Below are 20398 nucleotides of genomic sequence, written 5' to 3' on the forward strand. Positions count from 1 at the left end.
TTTTTTTTATGTTTACAGAAAATTCGACTTAAAGTTACACCCAAAAGTGCCTACAACATTGATTTTGTGTCTGGTTTGCAGTAATATTCATAAGGGCGTACTTAAAGGCACATGTGACAAAGTTCCTATTTTATTAGTTAGCCTTGTAGTAGATTTTGTAGTTGGAAAAAGTGAGACAGAGAGAACGAAAAAACGGAGGAAAACCTAATGCGGAAAAGTAAAATTGTATGTACGATCGGACCTGCGAGTGAATCGTTGGAGAATATCAAAAAATTGATTTTGGCTGGTATGAATGTGGCCCGTCTGAATTTCTCCCACGGCGATTTCGAAGAGCACGGTGCTCGGATCAATACGATCCGTCAAGCATCTAAGGAACTGAACAAAACAGTTGCTATCCTGCTCGATACTAAAGGACCGGAGATTCGCACAGGCAAGCTGGAAGTAGAACCGATTGAACTTGTTCAGGACGAGTACCTGACACTGACTACGGAAGAGATCCTTGGTAATCAAGATCGTATTTCCATCACGTACAGCGAACTTCCTAACGATGTTCAAGTAGGATCCACAATCCTTATTGATGACGGTCTGATTGGTTTGACAGTTGTCGACATTCAAGGTACAGAAATCAAGACCCGTATTGTAAACGGTGGTACGATTAAGAGCAAGAAAGGCGTTAACGTACCAGGAGTAAACATCTCCTTGCCGGGTATTACGGAAAAAGACACCAACGATATTCTTTTTGGTATCGAACAGGACATCGATTTTATCGCCGCTTCCTTCGTTCGCAAAGCTAGCGACGTTCAGGAAATTCGTGAGCTGCTTGAGAAAAACAACGCTTCTCACATCCAAATCATTTCCAAAATCGAAAACCAACAAGGTGTTGACAACCTTGATGAAATTTTAGAAGCTTCTGACGGCCTGATGGTTGCTCGTGGTGACCTTGGTGTTGAAATCCCAGCTGAAGATGTACCTTTGGCTCAAAAATTGATGATTCAAAAATGTAACGTTGCTGGTAAACCAGTAATCACAGCTACACAAATGTTGGATTCCATGCAACGCAACCCACGTCCTACTCGCGCTGAAGCAAGTGACGTAGCAAACGCTATTTTAGATGGTACAGATGCAATCATGCTTTCCGGAGAAACTGCTGCTGGTAAATATCCAGTAGAATCCGTACTTACAATGTCCCGCATTGCTGAGAAAGCGGAATCCGCTCTGAACCACCATGAAATCTTCATGAAACAACAAACTGCACAAGAAACTACAGTTACAGAAGCAATCAGCCAATCCGTTGCAATTTCTGCTTTGGATCTGAACGCTAAGGCTATCATTTCTTCGACTGTAACAGGTCATACTGCACGCGTTGTTTCCAAATACCGTCCTAAAGCACCAATCATTGCCGTTACAACACAAGAAAGAACTATGCGTCAGTTGTCCCTCGTTTGGGGCGTAACGCCAGTGTTCGGACAAGTTGCATCTTCCACAGATGAGCTGCTGGAAACAGCAATCAAAGGTGGTAAGGATTCCGGTCTGGTTCAAACTGGTGACCTAGTTGTGATTACTGCAGGAATTCCACTTGGACGTTCTGGTTCCACTAACTTGGTAAAAGTAAGCACAATCGAGTAGTTCTCGATTGGCTTCACCTGTTTAGCAGGTTCCATAAAGCTTAATTAAAGGGTTGTCTCAACTGTAGTGAAAATCTACAAGCGAGGCAGCCCTTTTTTTCGTGTTTATCAACATATTCGATTGAAGATTATGTTAAATCCATTTATGCTGTTAGTAACAAATCTTGAATGATAGGTTCGAGTATTTTTATTTGGGGTATGTTCGTTTGACAGTAAAAGAATCCCCACGATGGTTTGGACAAGAAGGAACGGCGATAGTAGCGTTATTTTGCACCATGATTCCTCCCATATTGAGAGTGAGCCTCGGACTTTTGCCATTAATTCGACAGCAATAGAAGCAAGTAGGGGAGACACGCGCCAGCTTTGCAATCGAGCCGTCTACCTCGGGAGCTTCCATAATCCATTCACCAGAGGTTTGTGGTCCGGTATATCGCTGTAATGTTCGAAAAATCCAATTTCGGCTCAAATTGCGGAGCGTAATCGTCCATTTGTTGCGGCCTACCTTCGTGATGTTCGCTTTTATATGGTCTCCAGGGCTCACTGGAAGGGGAATTACCGTTTCGACATCAGGAAGGATTTCCCACCAAGCGTAATACCGGGCACGGCCATTTACGAATTCATGGCCTGTACCCGTTTGGATCAGGCTGCTGTTCTTGAAACCGTCAATACCAATCCAAGCAGAGGAATAGGAAGGTTTAGAGGTTGGTTTTACATATGGAACGATCCATTCACCGGCAATGCGGTTAAAAGCCCCCTTTTTTCCAGTGATCGTATATCCGCTCCAGTTTGTTGAAGACCAGCCGAAGCCGGAGCTTTGAAATTTGTTCGAATTAGATTTGTCTTTTAGACATGGATGATTGACCCGATTAGAATTTTGCTTATCATTCAACTTGTCCACCGCCTTTATAGTACTGCTATATTAAATGCGGTGATTACATAGGAAGTACGGGTGTTCTGCTAAAATATAAGAGAGTGCAATGCTTGATTAAGAAGCTGGAGAGGATTTGTAGCTTAAAATGGAAAAATTATCGAAGCTGCGTGGCTTTTATCTGTTTTTAGGATTGGCCGGCGGTTCATTTGGCTCATATCTAACGCTGCTGCTTGTCCACAATGGACTTGATAGCGGGCAGATAGGTATACTAATGGCAACAGGCACGCTAATTGCGATCACGATTCAGCCAATATGGGGAATTGTCTCGGATCGGTATAATCAGACGCGTTTGGTACTAATCCTAAGTGTGGCGATACCGGCTTTATTAGCCGTCTTTTACCGTTCGGAATATTTTATAGTGTTACTGCTGGTGTATACCCTCTCTACAATCTTTTCCTCGACACAGGCGCCTATAGCCGATTCTTACGCGATTTCAGCGGCGAAGAGGGCTGGGGCTACTTATGGCAGTATAAGGCTTATGATGAGCATTGGAGCGGCTGTGGGAGCCTATTTAGGCGGATTGTATGTATCGTCCTTCTCTGTATCCACGATATGGTTGCCCTTTCTTATGTTTAATCTGATTGCGGTTCTTATTGCATTGACGCTGCCGAAGCAGGCAGAAGAGAATCATATGATGCGGCAATCGTTTTCTCAGGGGGTTAAAAAGCTGCTGGGGAATCGGGTGTTCCTAGCGTTTTTGGGTGGCAGTTTTCTTGTGAACCAGACGATGACTGCTTTTGGAACCTACTTCGTCATTGCGTTTCAGTCGGTTGGAGGTTCAACTCGTTATGCAGGAATTGCGCTTTTCCTCGCATCTGTAACGAACGTGCCCTCCATGCTGTTTGCTTCCAAGGTAATCAAAAAGCTGGGGCGCGAGCGGACGCTGCTCCTTGGCGCACTTATTTATGTCTTGCGGTGGGGTATTCAGGTGGCTTTCCCTTATCCATCCGTAATGATTGGAGTGCAGGTACTGCATGGTCTGTCATTCGGGTTCTTTTATATTGCTGCCGTTGAATATGTATCTCAGATCACCTCTAACGAGATGCAGGCGACTGGGCAAAGTGTTTTTAATATGGTGTTCTCGGGTTTTGCCGGTGTTGTTGGCAATTTATTAAATGGATTCTTGCTCAATCAAGGCGGCGTAGAAGTGATGAACCTGTCTTGTATGTTGAGTTCAATTGCAGGAGCGATGCTGTTATTTTATGTCGCCAGAAGCTCCCGAAGCAAACTATCGACGACAAAGCTATCTTCAGACGGGGCCCGGGCCTAAAGCTCTCCCTGCTGCCTATGCCGAAAGGAGTATTTATAAATGGAATTACAGCAAGACGGCTTGCGAAGCCGGTGGTATGAGTCTACCCTGCGTGTTCGATACCAGGAAAGTGATCAGATGGGCGTAGTGTATCATGCGAATTATTTGAACTGGTTTGAGTCTGGCCGTACGGAGTTGTTACGTCAGCTTGGCTTTACTTATCGTGAGCTTGAGAATCAGGGAGTGCTGCTGCCTGTTACCTCAGCCGATTTGCAATTTAAAAGTCCGGCGCGATATGATGATCTTATCTCCGTGTATGCGCGAATGACTACCTTTTCGGCGTTAAGAGTCGCATTTGAGTATCAGGTGCGGAGGCTCTCGGAAGCAGAAGGTAGGAATTTAGAGGGTTCAGCGGCTACTTTGGGACAATTGCGCTCGATGGACCTCCCCGGGGAACTGCTGGTTACCGGCTCGACAAATCATGTTTGGGTGAATCGAGAATGGAAGCCTGCCAGGCTGGATAGAGCCCTTCCGGAGCTGTTTCACGCGATTAAAGGAGCGCTGCGGGAAGAAAGGGGTTCTGTATGATTAGAAGCAAATGGTTGTGGGCTGCATTATTTATCATTCCTGCCGTGGAATTATTCGGCTTTATCTTTGTAGCAGATCAACTTGGAGCATTCAAAACGCTGCTGCTTATGTTGACGACCTCGGTTATCGGACTATTGATGATGCGTTTCGAAGGGAATAAAGTGCTGCAAGACAGCAGAACACATATGCAGGAGGGACGCGTTCCTGGCCGGACGATGCTGGATGGCCTATGCATTTTTTTCGGTGGCTTACTGCTGATCTTACCTGGCTTCATAACGGATATTGTAGGTTTCTCCTTGGTGTTTCCGTTGACTCGGCCTTTGTATCGTATATTTTTGCTGAAGTGGATTGAGAAAAAGATGAAAAACGGCACCTTCACCTTTTACCGCCGCTAGTCATCATCAAAACAAAAACAGAGCGGGCCCCTGTCATTGATAGGAGCCGCTCTGTTTTGCTATTCCAAGAATTGTAGGGTATTGTTTATTATCTTAGTCTTCCGCTGACAATATAGCTGTGTAATGCGTGAAATACACCTGCTCGGTTAAAGGCTACAAGAATAACTAGAATAACGGGACCGATGATCAGCCCAAGCATACCGAACAGCTGCAAACCTGCAAACATACCGACCAGCATAGCAAGGGGATCAAGCCCAATGCTGCTGGCGAGCACTTTCGGCTCAAGCACTTGGCGGGTTACAAGGATAACGGCATATAGGATAGTAAGTCCGATCCCCAGTGCCAGATTGTCTGTCATGTAAGAGTATAACGCCCAAGGAATCATTACGATTCCAACCCCTAAATAAGGCAACAGATCCACAAAACCAATCATTAAGCCAATAGCGAAAGCAGATTTTACACCCAAGAGCAGCAACCCGATCACGACAATGACCGCTGTAATGGAGATCAGGATTAGCTGAGCCCGGAGATAGCCGAAGAGAGCTTTTCGCAGATCCCGCCAGATACCCGATACCGGCTTTAAGAATGGGGCTGGCAGCCAGCCTGTGAGTTTGGCATTATGTCTTTCCCAGCTAGTACTAATAAAAAAGGCAGCGAGAACGACCACGATAAGAATTGTACCCATACTGGGTAGAGCGGAGATCAGCTTTAAGATCACATTAAAAAATCCGGTCACCACTTGCGTAACTGCGTAACCAACGGTTTCCGTTGTTCTGCTGATATTGCTGTCAATGGTGGCGTGATAGTCAGGATTGTCGCGGTAGAACTGATTTATCTGGTTAATGATATTCTGTATGCTTGCATTCTGGCTCAAGGACAGCAGAAGCTCTCTCCATTGGTCCGTATGAAGATTAAAGGTCTGCAGCAGCACGATCAATTCTTTCACTAGCCTAGTAATCATCGCGGTCAGTACTAGTGCGGTTCCGCCTATGTAAAATAGCAGCGAGAGCGACACCGCCAGCCACGCTGGGAGCTTAAGGCCTTTAAGAATCAACACTAGTGGATGCATGATATAAGCGAGCAACCAAGCGAGCAGGAGGGGGTATAACAGCGGAAGCAATAAATAGATTGCCAGCAGGAGGATAGAGGTAGCCAGAACGACCCACAGGCCGCGCAGCAGTCTTTTTAATGCTAATCGGTCCATACGAAGATCTACACCTCCTTCATTCCTGCGGATGCAGGGGAATAAAAGCTCGTCTTCATATATATTCATAGAACCTATTTAAAGACTAGGAAACAGGATAAATATTGGGCTGAACCGGATGCTATAAACTAAAATCTCAACTGTGAATCAAGGGTTTAGAAGTTTTTTTCTATCTCTGTGATAAAATCATTTGATGCGCTGCAAAGCTTCCACATTGTTCACATAACCGACAAAATCCAGTATGATGAATAAAGATTCGATTACGAAAGTCAGACAACATCCTCGCCGGATATGTCCTTGAACTGCACTCCTTAGATTTTTCAATGCTTTAAATTGTAAATGTTTACATGAAACCGAGAATGCTTTTTATACCTTGTTGGCAAAGGAGAGATATGCTATGACAGCTACCAAAGGCTTGGAAGGTATCGTTGCAACAACTTCATCCATTAGCTCTATTGTGGATGGGGTACTCACTTACCGTGGTTATGATATTGATGATCTCGCAGAAAATGCTACCTTCGAAGAAACAGCTTATTTATTGTGGTTTGGCAGTCTACCAACAACACCAGAGCTGGAAGCGCTCAAACGGGATTTCAGTGCTTTCGCACGGATTCCTGAGCCAGTCATCGAGCAAATGAAGCTCTATCCAAAAGACACCAACACCATGGCAGCATTGCGGACTGCTGTATCAAGCCTTGCTCTCTATGATGAAGCGGCTGACGATATGAGTAGAGAAGCTAACGAGATTAAAGCAGTAAAACTACAGGCACAGCTCTCGACGGTTGTGGCGGCCCTATCGCGTATTCGCAAAGGTCTGGAACCTGTGGCTCCTAAAGAAGGCGTCTCGATTGCCGAGAACTTCCTGTATATGTTATGGGGAAAAGAGCCTGACAGTGTATCTGTTAAAGCGCTTGATACCGCACTTGTGCTTCATGCGGACCATGAGCTGAATGCTTCAACTTTTGCAGGCAGAGTTACGGTTGCAACCTTGTCCGATATTTATTCCGGCGTGACCTCCGCTATCGGCGCACTAAAGGGTCCACTTCACGGTGGGGCGAATGAAGCCGTTATGAAGATGCTTGAAGAGATCGGAAGTTTGGAAGCGGTTGAACCTTATATTCGTAAGAAGCTGGATAACCGCGAGAAGATCATGGGCTTCGGCCATAGAGTATACAAAAATGGTGATCCACGTGCTAAACACCTGATGAAAATGTCACTTGAACTTGGCACAATGAAAAATGATACTACGCTGTATGATATGTCCGTAAATATCGAGGAATTGATTACCGGACAAAAGGGACTTAAACCGAATGTTGATTTCTATTCGGCATCAGTTTATACACAGCTGGGTATTGAACGTGAGCTGTTCACTCCTATCTTTGCAATTAGCCGGACTTCAGGCTGGACTGCACATATTCTGGAGCAATATACAGATAACCGTATTATCCGGCCACGTGCAGAATACACAGGTATGATTGAACAGAAATACGTTCCAGTAGACGAAAGATAGAAGGGCAGCCTTGCGGGCTGCTCCTAAAGTTTAGTAGAATGAACCCTAGAATATATGCAATAATGCATATTCATACGTAGAGAGTTTTGTTCGAGGCTTGTCCATGAGAAATTAAATCCCACAAAACTTTAGGAGGAATATACTCAAATGTTGAAACTAGAAAAATTCGATCTGCCAACAGAAGGCGAACAAATCACAATTAAAGATGGTAAACTGCAGGTTCCTAATCATCCAATCATTCCTTTTATTGAGGGTGACGGCACAGGCCGTGATATTTGGAAGGCTTCCAAAAGCGTACTTGATGCAGCAGTAACTAAAGCTTATAACGGCACAAAGCAAATCGCTTGGTACGAAGTTTTTGCTGGCGAAAAAGCCTTCAATACATATGGCGAATGGCTGCCAAATGATACTTTGGAGGCAATCCGTGAATATTTTGTAGCTATTAAAGGTCCACTTACGACTCCAATCGGAGGCGGTATTCGTTCATTGAACGTAGCTTTGCGTCAAGAGTTGGATTTGTACGTATGTCTGCGTCCAGTTCGTTATTTCGAAGGGGTTCCTTCTCCTGTTAAACGTCCTGAGCTGGTGGATATGGTTATTTTCCGTGAGAATACGGAGGATATTTATGCAGGGATTGAATATCAAGAAGGTTCTGCTGAAGTGAAGAAAGTCATCGAATTCCTGCAAAAAGAGATGGGAGTTAACAAAATCCGTTTCCCTGAAACTTCTGGTATTGGTATCAAACCAGTATCCTCCGAAGGTTCGAAACGTTTAGTACGCGCTGCTATTGAATATGCGATCAAACACGGACGCAAGAGCGTAACGCTTGTGCACAAAGGAAACATCATGAAGTTCACTGAAGGTGCCTTCAAAAACTGGGGTTATGAAGTTGCTGAGCAAGAGTTCGGAGATAAGGTCTTCACTTGGAATCAATACGATGTGATTAAAGAACGTGAAGGTGAAGCTGCTGCCAATGCTGCTCAGAAGGATGCTGAAGCTGCGGGCAAAATTATCATCAAGGATGCCATTGCGGATATCGCATTGCAACAAGTTCTGACTCGTCCGACTGATTTTGATGTTATTGCTACCTTGAACCTGAACGGGGATTACCTGTCTGACGCGCTTGCTGCGCAAATCGGCGGTATCGGTATCGCTCCTGGAGCGAACATTAACTATATTTCTGGACATGCGATTTTTGAAGCCACTCATGGCACCGCACCTAAATATGCAGACAAAGATGTTGTGAACCCTGGTTCCGTGATTCTGTCCGGCGTAATGTTGCTGGAGCATCTGGGTTGGCAGGAAGCAGCAGATCTGATTTATAAAGGTATGGAAACAGCTATTAATAACAAAACCGTGACTTATGACTTTGCCCGCCTGATGGAAGGCGCAACTGAACTGAAATGCTCTGCATTTGCCGACGAGATTATTAATCACCTCTAAGATAGGCTGGCTCAACCAACTGAATATATTGAAGTTTAGCTAATACAAGCTATACCGACACCGTTCTAGGAGGAGAATCCTTGGCAATCAAACGTTATAAAATTACAGTTGTAGGTGCCGGTTTTACTGGGGCTACTACAGCTCTTATGCTTGCTCAAAAGGAGCTTGGTGACGTTGTGCTGCTTGATATCCCACAAATGGAGAACACAACCAAGGGGAAGGCACTAGATATGCTGGAAGCAGGTCCTGTACAGAAATTTGACAGTCAAATTACAGGAACCTCAAGCTATGAAGATGCTGCGGATTCAGATATTGTAATCATCACTGCAGGGATTGCCCGTAAACCTGGAATGAGTCGCGATGATCTCGTGAACACCAATGCAGGTATTGTGAAGTCGGTATGCGAGAACATAAAACGTGTAGCACCAGATTCCATCGTAATCATTCTGAGTAATCCAGTTGACGCTATGACCTATGCGGCATTTAATGCGCTGGGTTTTCCGAAGAGTCGCGTAATTGGACAATCCGGAGTGCTGGATACAGCCCGTTATAACACGTTTATTGCACAAGAGCTGAAGGTATCTGTTGAAGATGTACGTGGTTTCGTATTAGGCGGACACGGCGATGATATGGTACCGCTCGTAAGGTATTCCAGTGTCGGCGGCATTCCAATTGATACATTGATATCTGCAGAGCGTATTGATGAGATTGTGCAACGTACACGTGTAGGTGGCGGAGAGATTGTTAACCTCTTAGGAAATGGTAGTGCTTATTATGCACCAGCGGCTTCTTTAGTTCAGATGGCGGAAGCTATCTTGAAGGACAAAAAACGGATCATTCCGGTTATCGCTTTGCTCGAAGGAGAATATGGCTACGATAACCTGTTCATGGGTGTTCCGGCGTTACTTGGTGCCAATGGTATTGAGAAAATTTTTGAACTCGAGCTTACAGCTGAGGAAAAAGCGGCTTTAGATAAGTCTGCTGAATCCGTGCGTAGCGTAACAGCTGTGCTAACTGTATAGATTGTGACAGAGGTATGAAGAAACCCCCATTTTGTTCACTTAAAATGGGGGTTTCCTTTTCTTCTCAAGCAATAATGGGTATAATTAAATGTAACTATTATCACAGTTAAATCGGAGGAGATATGTTATGGATTGGAACGTGTTGTTTTTCTTACATATGATCGGAACCTTGGCACTTGGCTTCTACCTTGTGCTACCCTTCATCCTAGGACGTGCAGAGAAACTGTCGTCTGGGGCTAAAGAAGGAACGTTAAGTGCAGTAACCGGATTTAATCGTTTTGCGCAGTATGGATTGGTGATCCAACTCCTTACAGGCGGTTATATGATGACCAAAGGTGATTATTCAGTAGCGTGGATGATTATTGTTGTTGTGTTATTGCTAGCGATGTTTGCACTTGGCGGTATTATGAGCAAGCCTTTGCGTCTTGCAGCAGCTGGAATTCGTGAGAACCGCGACGTTAGCGCAGAGACTGGCAAATTGCGCACACTTAGTGCACTGCTTACGGTGTCATTGCTACTAATGGTATTCTTCATGGTGTTTAACGATATAGTTTAATCTATAGCGAATTATACCCGCCTCCGTAATGGAGAGCGGGTTTTTCGTATGTTAATAAAACCTAATTATTTAAAAAATCTCTAATTATATATTTTCAATTATGTAGTGATAGAGTAATATAAATGTGTTTGGATGGATTTTACAATTATTTTATTATTTGAGAGATTGCGGGGAGTTTGAATGGATGTGTATTTAAGAAAGATTGTGAGTGTAAGTCTGGGATTCAGTCTGCTATTCAGTTTGTTAAGCTTGGCATCCGCAGCTACTGGCAACTCGGTCAAAGACTATGAGAGCCACTGGGCGCAGAAGCAGATCGAGAGCTGGTTAGATAAGGGATGGTTAAAGGGTTTCGCAGACGGATCAGTAAAGCCTGACCAAGGCATCACGAGGGCTGAATTTGTCACACTTATAAATCGCTCTTTCGATATTAGGGGGAGTATGCCGGTGAGATTTACTGATGTGCCTACTACGGGTTGGATTTATGAAGAGTTTGCCAAGGCTGCCTCAGCAGGTTACATAAAAGGATATGGAGATAAAGTTCGCCCAAATGATCCGCTTACCCGCCAGGAGGCTGCTGTAATTATCAGTGATCTTCTAAAATTAGAAGATGCTTCAGATCTCTCGGCACTCAATAAGTTCAAAGATCGCGATCAGATAGCAGCATGGAATGCGAGTAAGGTAGGGGCAATGATTAATAGTGGAATTATGAAAGGTTACCCGAGTGGTAATTTTGCTCCACTACAAGCGATCACCCGTGCTGAGGTGGTAACTATAATAGAGCCATTAACTACCAAGCTGGGTGGTGCAATGGAGATCAATGAGGCTGGGGTTTTTGGTGGCGAAGACCCTACTGCACCGGCTTTTGATGAAGGCGTTACAGTGAATACATATGGGGTTACGCTTAAGAATTTCCTTGTACTCGGAGATTTGCGTATAAATGAAGGCGTTGGTGAAGGTGATGTTTCCTTAGAAAACGTAACTGTAAAAGGAAAAGTTATCGTTAAGGGTGGCGGCGCTAATTCAATTCATTTTAAAGATTCTATTTTGGGGGAAGTTGTTGTTCAGAAAAAAGGCGGAAAAGTAAGTCTTGTAGCTGAAGGAACAACTCAAATTAAAACAGTAACCGTACAATCTGGCGCATTCATTCAACTGGGACAAGGGACTTCTGTGGCTAAACTTATTTTGGATGCAGTCACAAAGGTAACTGGGCAAGGTCAAATCTTAGCTGCAACAGTGAACCAAGGAGGTAAAGGCTCCTCTTTTGAGAAAAAGCCCGATCTCGTAGAAGGTGTTGGGTTACTATCAGGGACAAGCCATTTTAACTGATCAACAGAGGTAGATACATTCGCTTTCAAAATAAATAAGCTTTCGACAGTGGGGCAGTTAACTTTGGATAATGAACCTGCAGTAAACTGAGCGTGTGATTGGTATATGAAACTAACCGAAGATCAATAGAAAGTGCTTTCTGGAGAACTGGTGAATAAGATTATAGAACTTAAGGCGAAGCTGCTTCAACTGAAGTGAAATTAATTCCAAACTAATAAACTATCTGAACTGCACCCCAATTGTTAGACAAGAACTTACAATTGGAGTGCAGTTTTTTATGACCAAATTAGTCTTTCCTGATAGGATTCGTATAAGATTTCGGCCGGTAATTTAACGGAGAAACACCCGTCCATCGTTTGAATTGTCGGCTGAAGTGGCTCTGGGAAGCAAACCCGAGTTGTTCAGAAATCCTCTGTATTTTTAAATCGGTATGAAGCAGCAAATGTTTTGACTTCTTTAATCTTAGGTTAGTTATGTACTGCCTAGGAGATATCTTATATATCTTTGTAAACAACTTATGGCACTGCACCCGACTTAAGCAAAGCTGCTCAGCAATCAAATTAACCGTGAGCTCCGGCAAATGAATATTGGCTGCAATATATTTTTCGATCTGATGAGCAGTTTCCACCTCGTACAAAGAGTTTGCTTGTCGCGCTGTGTTGGAATTCTCCGAATTCGAGAGCTGTACATCAATGAGTTCAGTCAAAATCATCAGGATGATCGCTTGCAAACGAAGCCTTTCTTTTACAAGAATCATTTCTTCAATTTCCTCGGGAAATCCAGTGGAGGCCGTCGTGGCGAGAATATTGTTCTTAATAAATTCATCCAAATGTTCCAGTTGGTGATTTAATTCCGAATGCTGCATTTGCTGGTTATTCCATTTCTGTACAGCTTGAGACTGAAACCAATCACGAAACTTTAAATCGTCAATATCGAAATGAAAGGAGAAGTAGATATAGTTGCTTAGGCCAGAATTAACTACATAATGACGTAAGCCAGGCGGAATAATTAACCAATCTCCTTTACCAAAGGCAATGGAACTTCCTTCTACATATTGATGGGAGTTGCCGTCGTAGCAATACAATAGTTCGAAGATTTTGTGATGATGATCAGGGTATGCCCACCCAGGTTCTGCTACACGATAATGAACACCGATCAGCTGCAGTGTACTTATAATGTTCGGAAAGCTGACTTTGTAAGCGATAGGAGTTCTCCTCCTTAGGATCAATAGGGATGTTCTTAATTATATCAAGGATACCTATACATATGACCATTTTGCAGTGTGAGCCGTTGATCATTCCATGGTTTTCGTTACAAAAGGTCAAAAAAAAGAATGAAATCATCATTTGAATCACTTCAGAGAACAGGGATAATGGAGGGACCTAGGGAAGTATTTCGAGAAACGGAAGGAAGTGTAATGAAGTGAGAAAGCTGTGTAGGAATATACTAATCTTATCTTCTTTACTTATGGCTTCATTGACTCTTACTCACGGTAAAACAGAGGCATCCCTATTAAAAGATGAGGCAGAGAGGCAACCTCCAACCCAAATTGCAAGCGTATACAAGTTTAATTTTACAAACCAAGTTAAAACAGGATATCAATCCGTTAGGTATGATCCTAATCGCGGTGCACAATTGTATGACTCATCTTTAGGTTATGGTTTTGTTCAAGAGACCAACGCTTTACCCGCCAGAGAAGTGCACACCGACTCAATTACATCCGATGGAACAGGTTTTTTCATCACAGAACCTATTTTTTTTGCTGAACCTAAATCTGAGAAAGATAATTATAACAACTACGGAATGGCGTTTCGAATGGATGCTCCCCCTGGAACCTACAACGTATATGTAAAAACGACTTCTGACGCAGAGGATGGGATCGTGTCAGTATCAGGAATGCAGACCAGCCGCTTGTTGAAAAGTGGACATTGGGACGCTGCAAAGCTTGTACCCGTCAAGCATACGGCTGTAGCCAAAGGGAAAGAGTGGACTTATACGTATGTAAACGGCCGTGATCATATAGATATTGAGATCGAACCGAACAAAGTGAACACAGCTGTGGGGATTGAGGAGATCATACTGGAACCGATTTTGCCACAGCATAGAGCAGTTGGTGCTCTTCCGAATTTATTTATACTTGGAGATTCCACGGTCAAGTCCTACACCTTCGACGAAGCACCAATGAGTGGTTGGGGCCAGATTATTGGCAGTATGTTTAATCAACATAAATTGAGTGTAACTAACTATTCCATGGGAGGACGCTCGTTTAAAAATGCCTATACAGAAGGACGACTGAACGACATTTTACTGAATGGCAGCATTGGAGATTATGTGTTTATTCAATTCGGACACAATGATGAGAGCGCAGATGAGTTCAGACGTTACGGCAGAGGTTCGACAGAAGCAATGTATGAAAATTATCTTAAAGAAGTTTATCTCCCTGCGATTCAAGCCCGGGGCATGATACCAGTACTGGTAACCCCAATGTCCAGAATTAAAGGGAATGCAAGTCCGGGATATATCTATGAAAATTCTTTTAAATCAAGAAAGTTTGTAGATATTCTTAAACGGGTCGCAGATGAATCTGGAGTTACACTTATTGACCTTAACTCGGAAAGTCTGAAATATTATAACGAGATCGGTGTAGAAGCAATAACAGCCCTCTTCATGTCTATTGAAGCCGGAGAAACGCCAGGCAAAACAAATGACGGAAGTTACGCTAACGGGCATCCTTCAAAGAAAGTCGATGGGACTCATTTTAAAGAAGCGCTCTCCAAACAATTTTCGCGGATGATTGTTACGGAGCTTGTAGAGAAAGGTGCTACTGGCGATTCTACTGCTGCCTCCATTACTCCTTACCTTAAAGGGAACGTTAAGCATGCGGCACTAACAGGGAACTGGGGTAAGATTTTTCCGGAAATAACGAATGATACGACGACCGGGGAAGCTGCATATTACCGTAATCAAATTGAGAAATTAATCCAGCTGGGAGTAATGGGCAAAGACCGTCAAGGGAATTTTAATCCGGATACGGAGATGACAGTTGCTGAATTCACACGCAGTATTTCTAAGTTAATGAAAGTGGAAAGATCAGATCTTGCCTATTATCCGAAAGGTAAGCTGTCACGTGAAACGATGGGTGCTATACTCTATGACGTTTACCAAATAAAGTTTGCTAATAAACCTAAGTACATGACTGATTATAACGGCACAGCAGTAGTGCCAGGAGCTCCTGGCTATGATTCGAATCTGGAGCCAGGAGCTAGAGGTGCGATGTACTATCCTCTTGTATCCTGGACGCAGCTTGTTGATACAGGGGACATTTCTCCTTATTTAATTTCAAAAGTGAAAAGTGCATATGAATTAGGACTCATTAGATCTGAAGTGGGGATTACCAGAGGCGAAATGGTCAATGGGACAGAACTAGAACCTAAAGCAATAGTGACCCGGGAGAAAGCGGCCAAAGCTCTTTACTTTATGTGGGTGCTGGAACATGAAGTGAATGCAGAAAATCATGTTTCTTCTCTAAAATAGTCAGGGTGAACAATTCAAGGCACAGCAGCGATGCTGTGTCTATTTGTATGCAGTGAATTCCTCTCCACTTACAGCAGTGTATCTCTCGTGGTTGTTTATTTCTACTTTCATTGTGGTAAGTAAGATTCGTAAAGCGATTTAAGAAAATGACAAACCCAGCGTATAAACGTGCATAGTTGTGCCATCCTAAGACGATCAGTTAACTATCAATTTGCTTAACGAGAGGAGATAGGGAAGATGTCAGGCAACAATAAACAAGCTACAAAAACCTTACCCCCACAGGAGCAGCATCATCAGCCAGGGATTGAGAGTGAAATGACGCCGCTGCCCAAATACGAGCCGGCAAATTATAAAGCAGCAGGTAAACTGCAAGACAAGGCGGCGTTAATTACCGGTGGAGACAGCGGAATTGGGCGTGCAGTTGCTGTGCTTTTTGCTAAAGAAGGCGCTGATGTGGTCATTTCATATCTTAATGAACACTCAGATGCAGAGGAAACTAAACGTCAGGTCGAGCAGGAAGGCCGCAAATGTATCCTAATTCCAGGTGATATCGGTGACGAGAAATTCTGTAAGGATCTTATTAAACAGACGGTGGAGGGCTTAGGAAAGCTTGATATTCTCATCAATAACGCGGCAGAGCAACATCCGCAAGCTAAGATCGAGGATATTACTTCCGAGCAGCTTGAGCGTACTTTCCGTACGAATATATTTGCGATGTTCTATTTAACAAAAGCAGCTATGCCTCATTTAAAAGCAGGATCTACAATTATAAATACAACTTCAATTACCGCTTATCGCGGAAGCCCGCAGCTGCTGGACTATTCATCAACTAAAGGAGCTATTCTTAGCTTCACACGATCCTTGTCCACGAATCTGGCAGAGAAGGGCATACGGGTAAACGGTGTTGCACCAGGTCCAATCTGGACACCGCTGATTCCCTCTACCTTTGATGCAAAACAGGTTAGCGAGTTTGGAGGTACACAGCCTATGAAACGGCCTGGACAACCAGAAGAGCTGGCACCAGCCTATGTATATCTGGCCTCTGACGATTCCAGTTATGTGACTGGACAGGTTATTCATGTAAATGGTGGCGAGGTAGTAAACGGTTAGATTAGAACAGCTAATGTGAATAAATGGGTGTATTTCAATAAAAAAATATGTTACTATAACCACGTTAGCATTTTAAAATTGTATATTTATGTCACTAGGGGTGCCGATTGGCTGAGACGGAATGGATTTCCGGACCCTTTGAACCTGATCTGGTTAAGACCAGCGTAGGGAAGTGGAGAACGAATTTCTGTTATCGGGCTATTTGTAGTGCCGTCTATATACAGATTCTGACTGCCTTCCTTACGGGGGCAGTTTTTTTGTTTTTTACTGACCTACAGGGAAGTGAGAGAGGAGATCGTGATGTTGCAAGCTGAGATCCATCTAATATCAGACGGCAAGCTACAGCTGAGACATTTTGTTGAACTAGCTGTCACGGTGCAGACATGGGTCGATTATATTCACCTGAGAGATAAGCAATGTCCTGCATGCGAACTGCTCGCTGCGGCACAGCAGCTGTTGGCTGCCGGTATGCCCGCTACCAAACTGATAATCAACGACCGGATCGATGTAGCCTTGGCAGCTGGTGCCGCGGGGGTTCAGTTGGCTTGGCACAGTCTGAGTCCGGTTACAGCCCGGCGAATTGCACCTCAGCTTCGGCTGGGGAGATCGGTTCATTCTCCGGAAGAAGCGGCGAATGCCTCAGAGCAGGGAGCTGATTATTGCTTGTTTGGTCATGTATTTCCCTCGGATAGCAAGTTAGGGCTGCCCGCACGTGGGTTAGAGCTGCTTGCAGAAACGGTGAAGACCAGCTCTATTCCTGTAATTGCGATTGGCGGAATTAGCCCCGCTAATGCGGCGCAGATCATCAGGAAAGGTGCGGCAGGAGTTGCTGTGATGTCCGGTATTTGTGGAGCGGATGATCCTTATGAGGCCGCCAAAGCTATTCATAAGGCGGTTCATTCATAGCCTGAAGGTAACAGCATGGGCGAAGGGGGTGATTCAGAATGAAGCTGTTGATTAACGGGAAATCCGCAGAGTGTTCTGGTGGTATTCAAACTATAGCTGATTTGATCAGTCTTCCTGAGTGGTCGGGTCGTCTGATGATCATTGAGCTGAATGGAGAAATTGTCAGTAAGGAGAATTATGAAAGTACTGCTCTGAGCGAGGATGATCGTTTGGAACTGGTGCACTTTGTTGGTGGGGGTTGAGATGGAGCGGTATAGAATTTTGAGAAATTTATAAGAACCAAAGGGAGGTAATTTCATGCATGACCCGTTACATATTGGCGGCATCGAATTAACCAGTAGATTATTTATCGGAACCGGAAAATATAGCCGGAATACGCTGATCCCCGAAGTGATTGCTAGCTCTGGTTCTCAGGTGATTACTGTAGCGCTTCGCCGAGTGGACCCGCAAGGTGGAGCAGAAAATATCATGAACCACATTCCCGGTCACATGACTCTTCTGCCTAATACCTCAGGAGCGCGTAAAGCGGAAGAGGCAGTCCGTATTGCAAGATTAGCAAGAGCTGCGGGACTGGGGAACTGGGTCAAGATCGAAGTGATCAATGATCAGAAATACCTGCTTCCAGATAATCTGGAGACCATACGAGCTACAGAGATTTTAGCAACGGAGGGTTTTGTAGTACTGCCTTATATGAGTCCGGACCTTTCGGCTGCTTTACGTCTGAGAGATGCCGGTGCTGCTGCTGTGATGCCGCTTGGTGCGCCGATCGGAACGAATCGCGGCCTGCGCACCAAGGAGCTTGTGCGTATTCTTATTGAAGAAGTGAATTTGCCGATTATTATAGACGCCGGGATTGGCAAGCCCTCGGAAGCGGCGGAAGCAATGGAGATGGGGGCCGCTGCTGTTCTGCTTAATACGGCTATTGCAACGGCACGTAATCCGCTCGTCATGGCGGAAGCGTTCCGCGAGGCGATATCCGCTGGCCGCAAAGCTTATTTGGCAGGACTCGGTCCTGTAGAAGAAGTTGCTTTTGCTTCGTCACCGTTGACTGGATTTTTGAACTGAATTTGATAGGTCACGAAAGGAGGGAGGATTAGCATGAGCTTTTTTGACACACTGGCCCGCTTGGAGCAGTATCCTTATGAGCAGCTGTGGAAGGAGTTCCGGGAGGATGACGTTAGGCGGGCGCTTGGAAAAGACAAGCTGAACGAAAATGATTTGCTGGCATTGCTCTCTCCGGCAGCAACGCCGCTGCTAGAGGAGATGGCGTTGGCTGCACAGCGACTGACCCGTGCACATTTTGGTTATTCGATGCAGCTGTTCACACCGATGTATCTTGCGGATTTTTGTGTGAATCATTGTACCTACTGCAGCTTCAGCTCCATTTATGATTTTCCGCGCAAAAAGCTGTCCTTGGAGGAGGTTCGCAGGGAGGCTGAGAAGATTGCAGCTACAGGTCTGCGGCATATCCTCATTTTGACTGGTGAATCGCGCCGGGAGAATCCTGTCTCATATATTAAGGATTGCGTAGATGTACTCAGGGAATTTTTTTCCTCTGTCAGTATTGAGATAAATCCTCTATCAACTGCAGAATATAAAGAGCTTCTTCAAGCAGGGGTGGATGGATTAACACTATACCAAGAGGTGTACCACCAGGAGACTTACAGAAAGCTGCATGTTAAAGGGCCTAAAAGAAACTACCGGAATCGCCTGGATGCACCTGAACGCGGCTGTCAGGCAGGTTTTCGTTCTGTGAATATTGGTACGTTGCTCGGGATGTATGATTGGCGGCAAGAGGCATTCCAAAGTGCCATGCATGCCCGCTATTTGCAGGATCGGTATCCAGATTGCGAGATCAGTCTGTCACCTCCACGGTTTCGGCCTTATTTAGGGGAATTTAACCCGGAGTGTGATGTTACCGACCGATCGCTAGTGCAGATTATTTTGGCATACCGGTTATTTTTACCCCGTTCTGGCATTACTTTATCTACACGAGAGCCTGCCTCTCTACGCGATCATTTAATTCATCTAGGAATAACAAAGATGTCAGCCGGGGTCACTACTGAGGTGGGCGGTCACACTAATGCAGGGGGAACTCCGCAATTCGAAATATCCGATAGCCGTAGTGTGCAGGAGATTACGAAAATGCTATATACGAAGGGTTTGCAGCCCATTTTTAAAGACTGGGATATCCTGACCGAATCAACAACGTAACGCTTGTATTATCAATTATTAATCACTAATGGACCCCTGCGAGATTCATGCGGAGGTCCATTTTTTATTGTATAGAGGGTGTTTAGTTTCCGGCAGAGAGCTCATCGAGAGACATTTCGAAACTCGGTGCCATATGAGTCAGAAAATAATCCAATTCCTGCAGGTCAAGCCCACGAAGTTTTGCTGCTGTCTGCTCCTTCGCGGCGGCAAATTCTCGGTTTCCTGCAGCAACTTCCCATACGCATTTCAAATAAGCATCCAGCCGATCAGCGGCTTTCACATAGCTGTGCAGCAGAATGTCTTCCGAATCGGGAGGGCTGTCTTCCGGTCGTATAAGCTGAGTGTAGATGCTTTTCAGCTCTGATGGAATCATTCCAGTTAAGCGATCAGCCGCAACTTTCTCCATTTCCCGGAAGCTGGTGAGCAAGCGAGGATTGTTGTATTTTACCGGCGTGGCGATGTCACCTGTGAACACTTCGCTGGCATCATGGAACAGAGCTAGGGTTGCTGCTCGTTCTGCGTTTAGTGAACGTCCAAAATGAACATTACCGATGGAACAGAGCATATGTGTGAGCAATGCAACATGAAAAGAATGCTCAGCGACGTTCTCCGGTGCGGTGCTGCGCATCAAGCTCCAGCGCTGAATATACTGAAGACGATATAGATAGGCAGAAAAATGGTAGCTCAATTTTAAAGTAACCCCTTTCATGCGGTGCTAGGTATGATATTATTATACTAATTGTATCAAACTTTAGATAACCTGGAACTGCCGAGAGGAGCTTGAA

At 44.6% G+C, this 20398-nt stretch carries 19 protein-coding genes and 1 riboswitch; of the genes, 15 read left to right on the plus strand and 4 right to left on the minus strand.

Annotated elements, in window-relative coordinates; genetic code table 11:
- The first annotated feature begins 207 nt into the window (after window positions 1–207).
- A complete protein-coding gene (gene pyk / locus NYE58_RS11460; RefSeq protein ID WP_038569666.1) occupies window positions 208–1626 on the plus strand; it encodes a pyruvate kinase in 1419 nt (472 codons plus the stop codon).
- A 186-nt stretch (window positions 1627–1812) separates the two neighbouring features.
- Here pyk and NYE58_RS11465 read toward each other — a convergent pair whose 3' ends face one another.
- Window positions 1813–2514, minus strand: coding sequence for a G1 family glutamic endopeptidase (locus tag NYE58_RS11465; protein WP_076124905.1), 702 nt, complete (start codon window positions 2512–2514; stop codon window positions 1813–1815).
- 127 nt (window positions 2515–2641) lie between these two features.
- On the opposite strand from NYE58_RS11465, the gene NYE58_RS11470 reads away from it, so the two are divergent.
- Genes NYE58_RS11470 through NYE58_RS11480 form a run of 3 tightly spaced genes read left to right on the plus strand, consistent with a single transcriptional unit; the run spans window position 2642 to window position 4788 of the window.
- Entirely contained in the window at window positions 2642–3826 is a 1185-nt protein-coding gene (locus tag NYE58_RS11470; protein ID WP_036678905.1) for an MFS transporter, read from the plus strand.
- A gap of 39 nt (window positions 3827–3865) precedes the next feature.
- Complete coding sequence (locus NYE58_RS11475; protein ID WP_038569667.1) at window positions 3866–4393, plus strand: acyl-CoA thioesterase; 528 nt, start codon at window positions 3866–3868, stop codon at window positions 4391–4393.
- Window positions 4390–4788 carry an FxsA family protein gene (locus tag NYE58_RS11480; RefSeq protein WP_076124906.1) on the plus strand — a complete coding sequence of 133 codons (399 nt, stop codon included), beginning with the start codon at window positions 4390–4392 and terminating at the stop codon, window positions 4786–4788. Before NYE58_RS11475 ends, NYE58_RS11480 begins: the two co-directional genes overlap by 4 nt.
- Window positions 4789–4876: 88 nt before the next feature.
- Here NYE58_RS11480 and ytvI read toward each other — a convergent pair whose 3' ends face one another.
- Window positions 4877–5992, minus strand: coding sequence for a sporulation integral membrane protein YtvI (gene ytvI, locus NYE58_RS11485; RefSeq protein WP_076124908.1), 1116 nt, complete (start codon window positions 5990–5992; stop codon window positions 4877–4879).
- Window positions 5993–6389: 397 nt separating this feature from the next.
- Here ytvI and citZ point away from each other — a divergent pair, with 397 nt between their 5' ends.
- From citZ to NYE58_RS11510, 5 genes are all read left to right on the plus strand, one after another.
- The gene (citZ, locus tag NYE58_RS11490) at window positions 6390–7502 is read left to right on the plus strand and encodes a citrate synthase (protein WP_341001902.1); all 1113 of its coding nucleotides are present in this window, start codon (window positions 6390–6392) and stop codon (window positions 7500–7502) included.
- 147 nt (window positions 7503–7649) lie between these two features.
- Window positions 7650–8945, plus strand: coding sequence for an NADP-dependent isocitrate dehydrogenase (gene icd / locus NYE58_RS11495; RefSeq protein WP_341001903.1), 1296 nt, complete (start codon window positions 7650–7652; stop codon window positions 8943–8945).
- An 80-nt stretch (window positions 8946–9025) separates the two neighbouring features.
- Complete coding sequence (mdh, locus tag NYE58_RS11500) at window positions 9026–9967, plus strand: malate dehydrogenase (protein WP_076100099.1); 942 nt, start codon at window positions 9026–9028, stop codon at window positions 9965–9967.
- A 127-nt stretch (window positions 9968–10094) separates the two neighbouring features.
- On the plus strand, window positions 10095–10523 hold the full coding sequence (locus tag NYE58_RS11505; protein ID WP_036678923.1) for a hypothetical protein: 429 nt from the start codon (window positions 10095–10097) through the stop codon (window positions 10521–10523).
- Window positions 10524–10703: 180 nt separating this feature from the next.
- Complete coding sequence (locus tag NYE58_RS11510; RefSeq protein ID WP_341001904.1) at window positions 10704–11849, plus strand: S-layer homology domain-containing protein; 1146 nt, start codon at window positions 10704–10706, stop codon at window positions 11847–11849.
- A gap of 286 nt (window positions 11850–12135) precedes the next feature.
- Here NYE58_RS11510 and NYE58_RS11515 read toward each other — a convergent pair whose 3' ends face one another.
- Window positions 12136–13077: an AraC family transcriptional regulator gene (locus tag NYE58_RS11515; RefSeq protein WP_341001905.1), complete on the minus strand. Its 942-nt coding sequence runs from the start codon at window positions 13075–13077 to the stop codon at window positions 12136–12138.
- 239 nt (window positions 13078–13316) lie between these two features.
- Between NYE58_RS11515 and NYE58_RS11520 the strand changes: the two genes are divergently transcribed.
- The 6 genes from NYE58_RS11520 (at window position 13317) to thiH (ending at window position 19613) form a co-directional block, all read left to right on the plus strand.
- Window positions 13317–15383, plus strand: a complete 2067-nt coding sequence (locus tag NYE58_RS11520) for a GDSL-type esterase/lipase family protein (RefSeq protein WP_341001906.1) — start codon at window positions 13317–13319, stop codon at window positions 15381–15383.
- Window positions 15384–15620: 237 nt separating this feature from the next.
- The gene (locus tag NYE58_RS11525; RefSeq protein WP_038569678.1) at window positions 15621–16493 is read left to right on the plus strand and encodes an SDR family oxidoreductase; all 873 of its coding nucleotides are present in this window, start codon (window positions 15621–15623) and stop codon (window positions 16491–16493) included.
- Between the two features lie 86 nt (window positions 16494–16579).
- Window positions 16580–16681: riboswitch (TPP riboswitch) on the plus strand.
- A gap of 112 nt (window positions 16682–16793) precedes the next feature.
- Window positions 16794–17399, plus strand: a complete 606-nt coding sequence (locus tag NYE58_RS11530) for a thiamine phosphate synthase (protein WP_081392472.1) — start codon at window positions 16794–16796, stop codon at window positions 17397–17399.
- Between the two features lie 38 nt (window positions 17400–17437).
- Window positions 17438–17641, plus strand: coding sequence for a sulfur carrier protein ThiS (gene thiS, locus NYE58_RS11535; protein ID WP_038569682.1), 204 nt, complete (start codon window positions 17438–17440; stop codon window positions 17639–17641).
- A gap of 55 nt (window positions 17642–17696) precedes the next feature.
- A complete protein-coding gene (locus tag NYE58_RS11540) occupies window positions 17697–18464 on the plus strand; it encodes a thiazole synthase (protein ID WP_341001907.1) in 768 nt (255 codons plus the stop codon).
- A 33-nt stretch (window positions 18465–18497) separates the two neighbouring features.
- Window positions 18498–19613 carry a 2-iminoacetate synthase ThiH gene (gene thiH / locus NYE58_RS11545; RefSeq protein ID WP_076309831.1) on the plus strand — a complete coding sequence of 372 codons (1116 nt, stop codon included), beginning with the start codon at window positions 18498–18500 and terminating at the stop codon, window positions 19611–19613.
- 82 nt (window positions 19614–19695) lie between these two features.
- Here thiH and yfbR read toward each other — a convergent pair whose 3' ends face one another.
- Window positions 19696–20301, minus strand: a complete 606-nt coding sequence (yfbR, locus tag NYE58_RS11550; protein ID WP_341001908.1) for a 5'-deoxynucleotidase — start codon at window positions 20299–20301, stop codon at window positions 19696–19698.
- Window positions 20302–20398 lie beyond the last annotated feature (97 nt).

The sequence above is a fragment of the Paenibacillus sp. FSL L8-0708 genome (assembly GCF_038009325.1).
GTDB classification, from domain to species: domain Bacteria; phylum Bacillota; class Bacilli; order Paenibacillales; family Paenibacillaceae; genus Paenibacillus_AQ; species Paenibacillus_AQ odorifer.

Excerpts from the sequence above, each read along its gene's own strand:
- icd (WP_341001903.1), top strand. The coding sequence starts at position 7,650 with ATGTTGAAACTAGAAAAATTCGATCTGCCAACAGAAGGCGAACAAATC.
- NYE58_RS11470 (WP_036678905.1), top strand. The coding sequence starts at position 2,642 with ATGGAAAAATTATCGAAGCTGCGTGGCTTTTATCTGTTTTTAGGATTG.
- NYE58_RS11540 (WP_341001907.1), top strand. The coding sequence starts at position 17,697 with ATGCATGACCCGTTACATATTGGCGGCATCGAATTAACCAGTAGATTA.
- ytvI (WP_076124908.1), bottom strand. The coding sequence starts at position 5,992 with ATGGACCGATTAGCATTAAAAAGACTGCTGCGCGGCCTGTGGGTCGTT.
- NYE58_RS11525 (WP_038569678.1), top strand. The coding sequence starts at position 15,621 with ATGTCAGGCAACAATAAACAAGCTACAAAAACCTTACCCCCACAGGAG.
- pyk (WP_038569666.1), top strand. The coding sequence starts at position 208 with ATGCGGAAAAGTAAAATTGTATGTACGATCGGACCTGCGAGTGAATCG.
- NYE58_RS11475 (WP_038569667.1), top strand. The coding sequence starts at position 3,866 with ATGGAATTACAGCAAGACGGCTTGCGAAGCCGGTGGTATGAGTCTACC.
- thiS (WP_038569682.1), top strand. The coding sequence starts at position 17,438 with ATGAAGCTGTTGATTAACGGGAAATCCGCAGAGTGTTCTGGTGGTATT.
- citZ (WP_341001902.1), top strand. The coding sequence starts at position 6,390 with ATGACAGCTACCAAAGGCTTGGAAGGTATCGTTGCAACAACTTCATCC.
- NYE58_RS11505 (WP_036678923.1), top strand. The coding sequence starts at position 10,095 with ATGGATTGGAACGTGTTGTTTTTCTTACATATGATCGGAACCTTGGCA.
- thiH (WP_076309831.1), top strand. The coding sequence starts at position 18,498 with ATGAGCTTTTTTGACACACTGGCCCGCTTGGAGCAGTATCCTTATGAG.
- NYE58_RS11510 (WP_341001904.1), top strand. The coding sequence starts at position 10,704 with ATGGATGTGTATTTAAGAAAGATTGTGAGTGTAAGTCTGGGATTCAGT.
- NYE58_RS11520 (WP_341001906.1), top strand. The coding sequence starts at position 13,317 with ATGGCTTCATTGACTCTTACTCACGGTAAAACAGAGGCATCCCTATTA.
- NYE58_RS11530 (WP_081392472.1), top strand. The coding sequence starts at position 16,794 with ATGTTGCAAGCTGAGATCCATCTAATATCAGACGGCAAGCTACAGCTG.
- NYE58_RS11480 (WP_076124906.1), top strand. The coding sequence starts at position 4,390 with ATGATTAGAAGCAAATGGTTGTGGGCTGCATTATTTATCATTCCTGCC.